The organism is Achromobacter sp. JD-1 (assembly GCF_038594925.1).
GTDB classification, from domain to species: domain Bacteria; phylum Pseudomonadota; class Gammaproteobacteria; order Burkholderiales; family Burkholderiaceae_B; genus Achromobacter; species Achromobacter spanius_C.
Map to the genome: position 1 here is coordinate 324,250 of NZ_JBCGCS010000005.1, position 11,065 is coordinate 335,314.

At 63.3% G+C, this 11,065-nt stretch carries 12 protein-coding genes; 8 read left to right on the top strand and 4 right to left on the bottom strand.

The annotated features are described in order from the left end of the window. The first annotated feature begins 49 nt into the window (after window positions 1-49). Window positions 50-1,000: a LysR family transcriptional regulator gene (locus WBR68_RS11115; RefSeq protein WP_230694225.1), complete on the top strand. Its 951-nt coding sequence runs from the start codon at window positions 50-52 to the stop codon at window positions 998-1,000. A 23-nt stretch (window positions 1,001-1,023) separates the two neighbouring features. Here WBR68_RS11115 and WBR68_RS11120 read toward each other — a convergent pair whose 3' ends face one another. Next, window positions 1,024-4,194, bottom strand: coding sequence for an autotransporter outer membrane beta-barrel domain-containing protein (locus WBR68_RS11120; RefSeq protein ID WP_230694208.1), 3,171 nt, complete (start codon window positions 4,192-4,194; stop codon window positions 1,024-1,026). A 233-nt stretch (window positions 4,195-4,427) separates the two neighbouring features. On the opposite strand from WBR68_RS11120, the gene WBR68_RS11125 reads away from it, so the two are divergent. Further along, window positions 4,428-5,162 (top strand): PAS domain S-box protein, encoded by a 735-nt coding sequence (locus WBR68_RS11125; protein ID WP_230694210.1) that lies wholly within the window; start codon window positions 4,428-4,430, stop codon window positions 5,160-5,162. 62 nt (window positions 5,163-5,224) lie between these two features. On the opposite strand, the gene relB is transcribed toward WBR68_RS11125, so the two are convergent. Next, window positions 5,225-5,443 carry a type II toxin-antitoxin system RelB family antitoxin gene (relB, locus tag WBR68_RS11130; RefSeq protein WP_083447262.1) on the bottom strand — a complete coding sequence of 73 codons (219 nt, stop codon included), beginning with the start codon at window positions 5,441-5,443 and terminating at the stop codon, window positions 5,225-5,227. Between the two features lie 164 nt (window positions 5,444-5,607). Between relB and WBR68_RS11135 the strand changes: the two genes are divergently transcribed. The 4 genes from WBR68_RS11135 (at window position 5,608) to sorU (ending at window position 8,819) form a co-directional block, all read left to right on the top strand. Further along, the gene (locus WBR68_RS11135) at window positions 5,608-5,979 is read left to right on the top strand and encodes a hypothetical protein (RefSeq protein WP_050445541.1); all 372 of its coding nucleotides are present in this window, start codon (window positions 5,608-5,610) and stop codon (window positions 5,977-5,979) included. Between the two features lie 17 nt (window positions 5,980-5,996). After that, the gene (locus WBR68_RS11140; RefSeq protein WP_230694211.1) at window positions 5,997-6,944 is read left to right on the top strand and encodes a sensor domain-containing diguanylate cyclase; all 948 of its coding nucleotides are present in this window, start codon (window positions 5,997-5,999) and stop codon (window positions 6,942-6,944) included. Between the two features lie 248 nt (window positions 6,945-7,192). After that, window positions 7,193-8,431 (top strand): SorT family sulfite dehydrogenase catalytic subunit, encoded by a 1,239-nt coding sequence (sorT, locus tag WBR68_RS11145; protein WP_230694213.1) that lies wholly within the window; start codon window positions 7,193-7,195, stop codon window positions 8,429-8,431. A gap of 28 nt (window positions 8,432-8,459) precedes the next feature. Further along, a complete protein-coding gene (gene sorU, locus WBR68_RS11150) occupies window positions 8,460-8,819 on the top strand; it encodes a SorU family sulfite dehydrogenase c-type cytochrome subunit (protein WP_370641216.1) in 360 nt (119 codons plus the stop codon). A 51-nt stretch (window positions 8,820-8,870) separates the two neighbouring features. On the opposite strand, the gene WBR68_RS11155 is transcribed toward sorU, so the two are convergent. Together WBR68_RS11155 and WBR68_RS11160 are read right to left on the bottom strand one after the other, a co-directional pair. Next, the gene (locus WBR68_RS11155) at window positions 8,871-9,356 is read right to left on the bottom strand and encodes a DUF6644 family protein (protein ID WP_127185721.1); all 486 of its coding nucleotides are present in this window, start codon (window positions 9,354-9,356) and stop codon (window positions 8,871-8,873) included. An 18-nt stretch (window positions 9,357-9,374) separates the two neighbouring features. Continuing rightward, complete coding sequence (locus tag WBR68_RS11160) at window positions 9,375-9,761, bottom strand: DUF6152 family protein (RefSeq protein WP_230694215.1); 387 nt, start codon at window positions 9,759-9,761, stop codon at window positions 9,375-9,377. Between the two features lie 116 nt (window positions 9,762-9,877). Between WBR68_RS11160 and WBR68_RS11165 the strand changes: the two genes are divergently transcribed. Both WBR68_RS11165 and WBR68_RS11170 read left to right on the top strand, forming a co-directional pair. Continuing rightward, window positions 9,878-10,000, top strand: coding sequence for a hypothetical protein (locus WBR68_RS11165; RefSeq protein WP_255695988.1), 123 nt, complete (start codon window positions 9,878-9,880; stop codon window positions 9,998-10,000). A 329-nt stretch (window positions 10,001-10,329) separates the two neighbouring features. Next, window positions 10,330-10,959 (top strand): hypothetical protein, encoded by a 630-nt coding sequence (locus tag WBR68_RS11170; protein WP_230694216.1) that lies wholly within the window; start codon window positions 10,330-10,332, stop codon window positions 10,957-10,959. Window positions 10,960-11,065: the final 106 nt, after the last annotated feature.

The following is an 11,065-nucleotide window of genomic DNA, read 5'->3' on the forward strand; positions in this document are numbered from 1 at the left end:
CGCCGGCATCATTGGACAATCCATCAACTTGTTCCTTGAATGGTGAATGATGATTGACAATATGCCGGACCTGAACCTGGTCAGACTCTTCGTGGCAATGGTGGAATCACGCAATCTGAGCGCCGCCGCCGTGCGCTGCGGCATGACGCGATCGAACATGTCACATCGGCTCAAGCGGCTTGAGCTGGACCTGGGCGCGCAGCTTTTCCGGCGCACCACCCGGCACGTCGAGCTGACACAGGCCGGCCAGTTGCTCTATCAGCACGGCATTCGTCTGTTGGACGAGATGCGCGCCGTGCAAGCCGCCATCGACAGCCTGGACGGAACCGTCAGGGGCGACGTGCGCATCCGGCTGCCGACGGGCCTGGGTCATCTGTACCTGGCGCCCGTGCTGCTTGAATTCGCGCGCGCGCATCCCGATATTTCGCTGCGCGTGCATATCAACGATGGCATCGGAGACCTGATCTCCGCCGAAGTCGACATGGCGCTGAAGATCACCTCATCGCCGCCCGAGGACCACGTGGCGCGCCGCGTATGCGGCATCCAATGGTGCCTGTGCGCCTCGCCGGCATTCCTGGCGCAAACCGAGCCGGTGCAGAAGGTAGAGCACTTGGGGCGATGCGATCTGATTGCCCCGCAGTCCCTGGGCCGCCGCTTTGACCTGCGCTTGAAGCAGGAGCACGGCGACCCGCTGATCCTGCGCGTGACGCCCAGACTGCAATCGGGCGACTATCCGTTCCTGCGGGACGCGGTCCTGGCGGGGCTTGGCGTGGCCTTGCTGCCCCGTTACGCGGTGTGGAAGCAGTTGCGCGACCGGGAGCTGCTGGAAGTGCTGCCCGAGTTCGAGCCCGAAGGCGTCGGCGACGCCATCTACCTGCTCACCGCGCCCAACCGCTTTCCGTCGATGGCGACGCGCGTGCTTGCCGACTTCATTCGCGAGCATATTGAGCGGCATGTGCAGGACTGGGAAAGAAAGCGTCCGGCGCGCGGGACGGCTTGAAGGCGCGTTTAGTGAAGGCGCCTTTAGAACTGCCAGCGCACATTCGCGCTAAGCGTATGCTCGCGGCTGTCGTCGGCATATTGCCCGGCATACCCTAGCCGCACCGACGCCGTGCGCGCAATCTCCACTTCGGCCCCCAACTCCACCAACGCCGCATCGCGCCCGATCGGCGCGCCCGCGACGGTGAACGACTGCCCCGAGTCAAACGCCAGCACTGATTCCGGCTTCACGTCGCCGAACACATGGCGCCAACCCAAGGTGCCGAACACCCTGCCCTGACGACTGGCAACATCGAAGCCTTGCGCCGCGCGCAGACCCAGCGTTGTATAGGTTTGCTGCGCGCTGCCGGACTCGCCCGACAGCGCGGCGTCGCCGCCACTTTCGGCAAAGCCGCGCGTGCGCAGATCGCTCCAGGCCAGGCCGACAAACGGCTCCAGCGTCGTGCGTTCCCCCACTTGCCTTGCGTAGGACAATTCCGTGAACACCTGGCTGGTGCTGGCGCCATAGTCCGCCGTCAATGCGGCGGTTTGGCTGTTGGCATAGCGACGCGTTGAGATGTCGTGCCACGTATAGCCCGCGCCCGCCAGGAATTGCCAGGCGCCGGGCCCGGCGGCAAAAGATTTTCCGCCATAGACCAGCGCGCTGTAGCTGGACACGTCCGCCTGTGAAGACCGTTCGTCGACACGGGCCTTGCTGTCGGTGTAGCCCAGTGCGCCCCCGACGCGCCAACCCGCGCCCACGGCACGATCGGCACCCACGAAGATTCCGCCAACGTGCTGGCGGATTTGCGCGGCGTTGCCGTCTGAATCGATGGTCTGCCAATTGCCCACGACCTCGGCCCAGGCCGGCAACGCGCCGGACGCGGGCATTGCACCGGTCGACATCGGAGCATCCGATACGCCCACGGCGGCGGTGGGCGTCCCAGCCCTTGCCGTCGCCTGAAGGTTCGCGCGCAGCTTGGCCAAGGGCCTCTCGCGCACCTGTGCCGCGCCCTGAAGCAGCGTGCTGGACACGCTGGCGTGTATTTCACCCGACAGACTGTCGAAGGCGTCTTCAGTCTGGCCCACCGCCAGCGTCGCCGCGTACTGGCGCAACCCGCTGTCGGCCGCCATGCCTTCCAGGGCGCCGGCCACGGCGCGCTGGTTGGGCGTATTGGCGCCGGTGGGAAAGGTGCGCGTCTGCAGCAAGCCCAGTTTCACGTCCGTCGCGCTGTAGTACAGCTGGGGGTCCAGGAAGGCATAGTTCGACGACACGCTCTCGAACTTGCCCTGCACCGAATTGGCGCTAAGAATGGTGTAGCTAAGGTTGGGCGTGAAGTTGCCGTCCGGCCCCACGTGCAGCACCGAACCCGCCAGGCGTGCGATGCCGTTCACCACGACCCGATCGCTGTCGGCCGATGCCGGCGCCGCTTCGACGCGGTAGGTGGACCCAGGCGCAAAGGTCAGGTCACCATTGACCGTCAACGTGCCGATCGAATTGCCGGGGCTCAACACCGACCCGCTAGCCAACGTGGTCGATCCCACCGAACCCGACCCGCCCAACGTGGCGCCCGCGCCCACGCTGACCGGCCCGGCCAGCGCGCCATTGACCGTCAGCGCGCTTCCCGTCACCGTCGTCAGGCCGGTGTTGCTGCTGTTGCCGGTCAGGATCACGTCGCCCGACAGGATGTTGACGCGGCCATTGCCTTGAATGCTGCCGCCGTAAGTCAGGGCCGGGCCGACGAAGTTGAACAGCAGTTCTCCATCGCCCGCGCCAAAGCGCAGCACCGGCGCGTTCAAGACACCAACGGGCGCCGCGCCAAAATCCGCCGGCGTGCCCATGACCAGCGTGCCCTTGGAGCCGGCGGCGTTCGCGATCACCACTTCACTCGCGTTCAGCGCCCCCCCAAACATCAGCAGCAGGCGTCCTTCGCCGGCATCGCCCACGGTCACCGGGCCGGTCGACGTCCAGTTCGCCCCATCGCCCGAAATCGTCACGTTGCCATAGGATCCGGCGCGCCTGCCCAAGGTGCCGTTCAGGCTGCTTAGCTGACCGCCGTTGGAGATACCCACGCCGCCCCGCGTACCATTGGCGTCGCCAACGACAAAGATCCCGCTATTTATCCACGACGCCCCCGCCCCGCCAATCGAGGCCGTGCTGACGCTGCCCGCACCGACGCCAACAAAGCCGGAGGTGCCGCTGAGCGTCGCGCCGTCGGCTATCAGCAGCGTGCCGCTGCCCTCTTTGCCGATTTCCACAGGCCCCGAACTGGTCCAGGACGAGCCGGCGCCCATCAGCGAAACGCTGCCTGTCGATCCCGCCTTATTGGCGGCCACCAGGCCGCCGCTCGTTACGCGCCCCGCATCGCTGAGTTCAAACACGCCGCCTCCAAGATGCCCCACCTTTACGGCCAGTGCCGAATCCAGCGACGATCCCGCGCCGCTGACCTGGACGGAACCCGTGGAAAGCGCCGAGTCCGCAATGCTGATCTCGGTGGCGATAAGCGACGCGCCCGCCTGTACGCGCACCGTGCCGCGCGCGCTCGTGCTGGCCGGCCCAAACTCATCGCCGCCGACCAGCAAGGTGCCGGCCTGCAAGGTTGAACCTGCGTCCGCCACCTGGATCTCCCCCCACCCGTCCCCGCCACGCCCCGCTGCCAAAACACCCACCTGCACCACGCCGCCATTGTTGATGGCCAGCGCAGCCGTTCCAAGCTCACCCACAAACAAGTTAGACAACACTTCGAGCCGGCTCCCCGGGTCCGTCACCGTCACGAACCCCGTGCTGTTGACGCCCTTGGCGATCGTGCCGTTCAGGGAGTTCCAGACGTTGCCGGCGCCAACTCCGCCCAACGTCGCTGCCCCGCTTGAGCCGCCACCATTGCCCAGCACGAAGCTGCCGGTAGTCAGGCTTCCACCCGTCCGAAACACCAGTGCGCCGGCTGCGGTGTCGCCCACCAGCAACGAGCCCGCTTCGCTCACGCCGTCAATCTGAACCGTGTTGGCTTCGATAAACACATCGTCAGCAATGCTGGGCAAGGCACCGCCCCAGTTCGCGGGAACGTCCCAGAACCCTCCGCCTCCGCCGCCAACCCAGGTGACGGTTGCCGCACCGGCGGCTGGCGCGCCCAGGGCAGCAACCGCCATGGCGATCGCGGCGGAAAGCGGACGCAACGGCAAATGGGAAATCATGGGTGACAGGCGCGTTAGCTTCATTCTTGGCTTCCAGGTTTTGGGGCTGCCGGGCGTACGCATCCCGGCGCGGCGACGAGGAGTATAAAAATTTGCGCGCGTCTGAAGCTGAGCAAAACTGAGCGCACACGCTGGATTTCCGATGACGCGACATCGAAAAAAAACGCTGCGCGGGAAAACCAAGTCTGGTTAAACTGGGCGCCGCACCCCTCCCGGGTACGCCGCTACCGGTGCCCCAATACCAACCACGAATCCTCATGTCCGCCACGCCGCCTGCCGACCTGATGCCCATGCTCTTGGACGCCGTGTGTGTCGTGACCGAGTCGGGCGTCTTCCTCAGCGTGACCGGCGCCTGCGAACAGATTTTCGGCTACACGCCTGAAGAGATGGTGGGGCGCCCGATCATGGACCTGATTCATGAGGCCGACCGGCCCGCAACGCTGGCCGCGGTCGACCGGCTGATGTGCGGCAAGCTGCAATACGATTTCGAGAACCGTTACGTGCGCAAGGACGGACGCGTCGTCCACATCATGTGGTCGGCGCGCTGGTATCCGGACAAGCAGATACGCGTTGCGGTGGCACGGGACGTCACCGAACGGCATGTTCAGCACAGCGCTTTGGAAGATAAGCCGGCGCCCCCGCAACCCTTGCCATGGCAACTCTGCGATTCGCCGCCCAGCCTGGTGCCTCCCGGCGCGTCGCCCATTCCCTTGTCCCACCAGGACTACACCGTCCTGGCCACGCTGGCCGCGCACGACCAAGGCGCCAGCCGCAAGGCCATCGTGGAAGCGCTTGGGAAGGACTACTGGACCTACGACCGGCGCAGCCTGGATACGCAGATGCGCCGCCTGCGCCGAAAGGTCGAACAAGCCTGCGACCGCGAGCTGCCGGTCGCGACGCTGCGGGGAATGGGGTATCGGTTCTACGATCTGATCGAATGCCGGCGGCGGGGCGAGGTGGTGACTATGGGTATTCCTGACGGGCGTGCATGACGGCTATGACCTCGATGTGGTCGGCTCGGGCTTCGTAGGTAGTCCTGTTGCGATACCGGCTATTAACGGTCTCGACTGCGCCGCGTAGCTGGCGCTGCATCATGATCGGCCAGCTTTTTTGCCAATTTTTCACGGATACGCGCCATCGCGGCATCGTGGGGAATGCTCGGGCGCGGGTCGTCCCGGCTGCCTTGCACTTTCGCACGAAACCAGCGGTCATAACTGACCGCTTGCTCTTCGGTTTCGAATTCCGAAACGATAGGGGAGAGGGCTGGGCTCATGGCAAAAAGCTCCTTGATGACCGGCTACTTTTAGGCACTTGGAGTCACTAGGGGGAAAGCGCGATGTCAGGTAAAAAATCTACGGTATCCTCGCCCCGTCCGACCGCCCGACGCGACAACGTAATTTCGCCGCACACCTTTTGCCGACCAACAAGGGAGTCATCATGAAATGCCATTCGCGCGTCTTTATCGCTGCCGCATCCGCCGCGATGCTTGCCGCTTGCGCCACCCCGCAAACCAAAGCACCCATCACCGGCAACACGCACGCTGGTGCAACGTTGAAAGCCGACGTCGCCCGGAACATTTCCATGCAGGCCCAAACACAATTGAGTTGCCAGAAGGTCGACGCGATTCAAACCGAAGTCGTGAAGATCAATCCGGTGGGCACCGGCAGTTCAGCCGCTTCCCGGCAGTATGGAAGTGTCGATGAACGATGGATTGTGCAACTGTGCAATCAACAGATTCCGTTCCGGGTGACGTTGACGCCGGATGGCAAGGGCGGAACGTATTTTTCGACGTCGCGCGAAACGTATTGATCGAAAAAGGATTTGGCATGTCCCACGCAGGCCCGACTTTGGATGACAACGCGGTGTACAGGACCTTGCTGGAGTCGACCAAGGCGATTCCTTGGAAGATCGATTGGGCCACGATGAAGTTTGCCTACATCGGCCCGCAGATCGAGGCATTGCTGGGCTGGAGCACGGAAAGCTGGGTAAGCGCCGAAGACTGGGCCATGCGCATGCATCCCGAGGACCGCGAATACGTAGTGAATTTCTGCGTCACCCAATCCCAGGCCGGCGTGGACCACGAGGCGGACTACCGCGCGCTGACCAAGGACAACGGCTACGTGTGGATTCGTGACGTGGTGCACGTCGTGCGCAATGACAGCGGCGATGTCGATTCGCTGATCGGCTTCATGTTCGACATCACCGAACGCAAGAAGACCGAAGAAAAACTGCTGAGCCTGCAAAAAGAACTAGAGGTACTGTCCTTCAAGGACAGCCTGACCAATATTGCCAACCGCCGTCGCTTCGATCGGTGTTTTGAATTGGAGTGGGAGCGCGCGGAAAGCGAACAACGCCCCCTGTCCGTGCTGCTGTTCGACGTGGATTTTTTCAAGCAATACAACGATTTGTATGGCCACACCCAAGGCGACAACTGCTTGGTGGAAATTGCCCAGACGTTAAGCTTGGCGCTGGACGGCCCCCGCGATCTGGTAGCGCGTTATGGCGGCGAGGAATTCGTTGTGCTGCTGCCCGAGGCCGACGCCGAGATCGCCCGAAAAGTCGCTGAACGCTGCCAGCGCCTGCTTCAGAAGAAATCCATTTTGCACGCCCTGTCGCCGCATGGCAGGCGCGTCACCGTCAGCATCGGCGCGGGCACGGTGGTGCTTGATGGAAAGGCGGAACGTGCCGACTTCATCAAGGCCGTGGACCAACAGCTATATGCAGCCAAGCACAACGGGCGCGACCGCGTTGAGCACGTTCAATGGCGGCCGTGAGCGGGCTCCACGAATAGAATCCGACATCCGCGGCTTGCCGCATGGTGCGCCGGCGTGTTGCTGACGGGCCGCTCCAGCTTGGCCCTCCCAAACACTTATGCCAAAAAGTACGAAATCCATAGTCCTTTAGAACCCCTTGACATGAAAAAACGCAGTGTCGATGATGCAGAAGGCCCCGCTTCGCCGGGCCGCGATAGGTAGAACACAGCGCCGGGTTCTCAAAGGCGCGGCAACCAGAGAGGCATGCCATGGAGACACTTCCCCCGAACCTTGCCCGGCGGCGCCTGCTGGCCGGCAGCGCCGGCGCCCTTGCCGCCGTTGGCCTGGGCGCCACAGGTGCCGTCTGTGCGGCAGACGCAATCGCTAACCCCACCGCGACCAAAGCCGCCCCCGCAGCCAAGCCCTTGCCCCCCTACGCGGCATGGAAAGACGCCGACAGCGTCATCGTTCATAGTGCCAACACGATCGAAACCAAGCGCAGTGCCTTTGGTGACGGGATCATCACGCCATCACGCCAACTTTACGTACGCAACAACCTTCCGCCGCCCGCCGCGTCCGTCCTGGATGACCGCGATGCATGGACCGTCGAGATTGCCGGCGTGGAGCAACCGCGCACCCTGACCGTGGGGGAACTCAAGGCATTGGGCGTGGAAACGCTGGCCATGGTGCTGCAATGCTCCGGCAACGGCCGCGGATTTTTTCCGCACAAGCCCAGCGGCACGCCTTGGAAGGTAGGCGCGGCCGGCTGCGTCATGTGGTCAGGCATTCCGGTGCGCACCTTGGTCGAACACCTGGGTGGCCTGAAGGGCAAGCCCGCTTACATGACGGGCACAGGCGGTGAAGTTTTGCCTGAAGGCCTCGACCCCATGACCTTGCTTGTCGAGCGTTCGGTGCCGCGGGAAGCCATGCAAGATGCCATGCTCGCCTGGGAAATGAACAACGAGCCACTGTCGCTGGCTCACGGTGGGCCACTGCGGCTGATCGTTCCTGGCTATACCGGCGTCAACAACGTCAAGTACATCAAGCGCTTGGCCTTTACCGACGAACAGAGTCGCGCGAAGATCCAGCAAACCGGCTATCGGCTGACTCCGATGGGCGCCAAATCCGGCCCTGACCAGCCCTCCGTTTGGGCCATGGAGCCCAAATCCTGGATCACCGCGCCTGGTACGGATGGGCAGGCCCTGAAGGCGGGACGCACCGTCGTGCGCGGCGTGGCATTTGGGGGCATGCATGCGGTCAAGCGGGTGGAGGTCTCGATAGACGGCGGCAAGACCTGGAAAGAGGCTTCGCTTATCGGGCCGGACCTTGGCAAATACGCGTGGCGACAGTTCGCGCTACCCATCGATCTTCCCGCAGGACAGCACATGCTGGTCAGCCGCGTCGAAGACACAGCGGGCAACGTGCAGATGGAAAAGCGATTTGAAAATGTACGGGGGTATATCAACAGTAGCTGGCAGGATCACGGCTTGGCTGTCGATGTGTCATGAACATGGCGGATTGATGCCGAGCAGGGTTGTGTCCCCCCCTACACCGCGCCACCTTCCCGGGTGGCGGGTATTCCCCGTGTTGGCGGCGGCTCTGTTGTGCGTACCGGGCAGTTTGACCGTCGCCGCGGAGCCGACCAATGCCGACGCTGGCCGCGCGCTGTTCCTGAAGGGTTCAACGCCGGCCTGCGCCGTTTGCCACACAATGGCCGACGCGGGCGCCAAGGGGACCATCGGACCCAATCTGGACGAGCTCAAGCCAGACGCGCAGCGAGTCATGCAGGCCGTACGCAACGGCATCGGCGTCATGCCGGCTTTTGACGCGCTAAGCGATGGGGATGTAGAGGCGCTTGCGAACTATGTGGCCAAGGCAACCGGTGCGGCACAGTAGCGCTGGGGCGCCACCGGCCGCCTGACCGGGTCAATGCAAGCGAACGGCGGCCTACAGAAATCCGATCCATCTGCCCGCTACCAGGCAGCCCGTCCACAGCAGCAGCGAGGCGGCGGCCTGGCAACGCAGCGCGCCGGACGGGCGATCTCCCTGCAATACCTGCCCCCACGCCCCGCCCCGGCGCACGAGCCACGCGTTGATCGCACCCGCGCCAAGCAAGCCCATCTTCACCACGAATGCCGGGTTCTCAAGATATTCCTGCGGACGCACGGTAAACAGCGTGGCGCCGGTCAGTACGGCCAGCGCAAGCCCAACCGCGGCCGTGCGCGCCAACACAGGCGCCAGCAGCGCCAGGGAAGTGGGTTTGAGGACGCCGAGCAGGCGCAGGTCCAGCGGAACGATTGAACCGATCAACAGGCCGATGGCGCCGATATGGGCGGCGTTGACCAGAAGGTACAGCGTTCCGGACCGTCGCAGCCACAGCGCTGGCGGCAGGGTCGTAAGCTGTTCCAGCGCCAGCCGAAGCAGTTCAGGCATGGCTGAAGGCCGTGCGGCTCAGGGCTTCTTGATGCGGCTGGGATAGATGTCGTAGGTCTTGCCGCCCACCATGATCTGGACGGCCTTCATGCGCTTCTTGCCGGCGTCCTGGTCACGGTTGCCAATGGCGGTGATGGCGTCGCCCGGCTTGGCGGACCCTTCGACGAATCCCGCTTCCTTCGTCTGGGTAGGATTGCCGAGTTCCACAAGCCAGACACCGTCACTGGCTCGCACCCTCAAGTTGGGATGGGGCGGCGCGACCTGCACCTGCTCGACCGTGCCTTGCAAGGTCATCTGTTCGGATTCCGCCCAAGACCAACCGTGATGCGCCATGGCCGAGGGCGCCACTGACGCCAGCGCGGATAACGCCAGCCCTGCCAATAACGCGCGTTTGGATAGCTTCATGTCGATGCTCCTGAGTTGCGGTTGGGCTGCCGCCATGGCCCGGCGCTGCGGCGTGGCGACCAGTGAGGCAAAGCATAGCAGCGGGACTGCGGTTTCAACCACGGCGGATAGCGGATATGCTGACGTCGACCGAGACGCAAGACGCCATCACCTTGGCGCTAATCCACCAGTTTATCGGCGGCCTGCTGCAGGCCATTGGGGATGTTCGCCACACGGGTGCCCGCTCCTCGCTCGCGTGAAATCCCTGTTGGTTTCTAAACGCAAAAGAAAAGAAGATGAGCTCGTGAATAGACAACAATTTCAAGCAGCGTCTCATGCATTTGTCGCATGGGCAGGTAAGCTTCACTGCAATGAGGATGGTCACTTGGCGCCAGTAGGTCCCGGTTCCCTGGCAACCACCTCCATCGATTTGGCTATCTCGAAGTCGTCGAAGGTGCCCGTTGCAGTCCGCCAGAAGGTCCCATTCTTTCGGCTAACTCAGGTGTATAGCTGGCGAGCCACTGGCATGACGAGCGGGAGCTTCGCTGAGACTCGAGCGAAGCTGGAGAACCTGTCCAATGGCATCATCATGGCACGCAACGACGCGGAAGCTCTTGCGGCATGCGAGGACATCGTTCGATGGGGAGGTGACCGGAATTCAAACGTGGGCGCGCTGCCGTTCCTGCGGTCCCAAGCAAGCCTGCTTCGCTATCTGAATGCGGTTAAGTCTGATCTGGCGTTGCAAACGGCGGTCGCTCAGCCAGCAGGCGAGCTGCCAGCGATCCTGGCGATGAATTCGATGCTGACGAAAGTTCACGCGCTCAACTCAGGCGACGGGCTTCCCATTTACGACTCTCGCGTCGCCGGGGCCATCGCGACGCTCGTTGAGACTTGGCGCTGTGAGGACGGCCAAACTGCGGAACCGCTCTCGGCGGCCTTGGTCTTCCCAGCGGTCGGTGGCGGCGGCCAAAGACGCAGCGTGCATGCGCGATATCCCGGAAGTATCAAGCCACCGACTCTGCACTATTCCTCGGAAAAACAATCGAAGGAGCGCGCCATCCGTACAGCGAAGGAATGGGCCTCTGCCAAGGTTCGACTTGGATGGCTTCTGTCCGAGTTGCTGACCAACCCGTCCCCTTCAGGCATTCGCAGCCTTGAGGCTTGCCTCTTCATGGCTGGGTACGACTGCGCTGGAATCGTAAGCTCCCCCTTCAGGTAGACACCGCCCGGTAGAATTTCGGAGCCTCGCTGAGTTGGAGATTCCCTTGAAGAAAAGCAGATTTACCGAGAGCCAGATCGTTGCTGTTCTGAAGGAAGGCGAAGCC

Bases quoted from the DNA above. Each gene is read 5' to 3' on its own strand.
- WBR68_RS11115 (WP_230694225.1), top strand. From the start codon at position 50: ATGATTGACAATATGCCGGACCTGAACCTGGTCAGACTCTTCGTGGCA.
- WBR68_RS11120 (WP_230694208.1), bottom strand. From the start codon at position 4,194: ATGAAGCTAACGCGCCTGTCACCCATGATTTCCCATTTGCCGTTGCGT.
- WBR68_RS11125 (WP_230694210.1), top strand. From the start codon at position 4,428: ATGTCCGCCACGCCGCCTGCCGACCTGATGCCCATGCTCTTGGACGCC.
- relB (WP_083447262.1), bottom strand. From the start codon at position 5,443: ATGAGCCCAGCCCTCTCCCCTATCGTTTCGGAATTCGAAACCGAAGAG.
- WBR68_RS11135 (WP_050445541.1), top strand. From the start codon at position 5,608: ATGAAATGCCATTCGCGCGTCTTTATCGCTGCCGCATCCGCCGCGATG.
- WBR68_RS11140 (WP_230694211.1), top strand. From the start codon at position 5,997: ATGTCCCACGCAGGCCCGACTTTGGATGACAACGCGGTGTACAGGACC.
- sorT (WP_230694213.1), top strand. From the start codon at position 7,193: ATGGAGACACTTCCCCCGAACCTTGCCCGGCGGCGCCTGCTGGCCGGC.
- WBR68_RS11155 (WP_127185721.1), bottom strand. From the start codon at position 9,356: ATGCCTGAACTGCTTCGGCTGGCGCTGGAACAGCTTACGACCCTGCCG.
- WBR68_RS11160 (WP_230694215.1), bottom strand. From the start codon at position 9,761: ATGAAGCTATCCAAACGCGCGTTATTGGCAGGGCTGGCGTTATCCGCG.
- WBR68_RS11165 (WP_255695988.1), top strand. From the start codon at position 9,878: ATGCTGACGTCGACCGAGACGCAAGACGCCATCACCTTGGCGCTAATC.
- WBR68_RS11170 (WP_230694216.1), top strand. From the start codon at position 10,330: ATGGCACGCAACGACGCGGAAGCTCTTGCGGCATGCGAGGACATCGTT.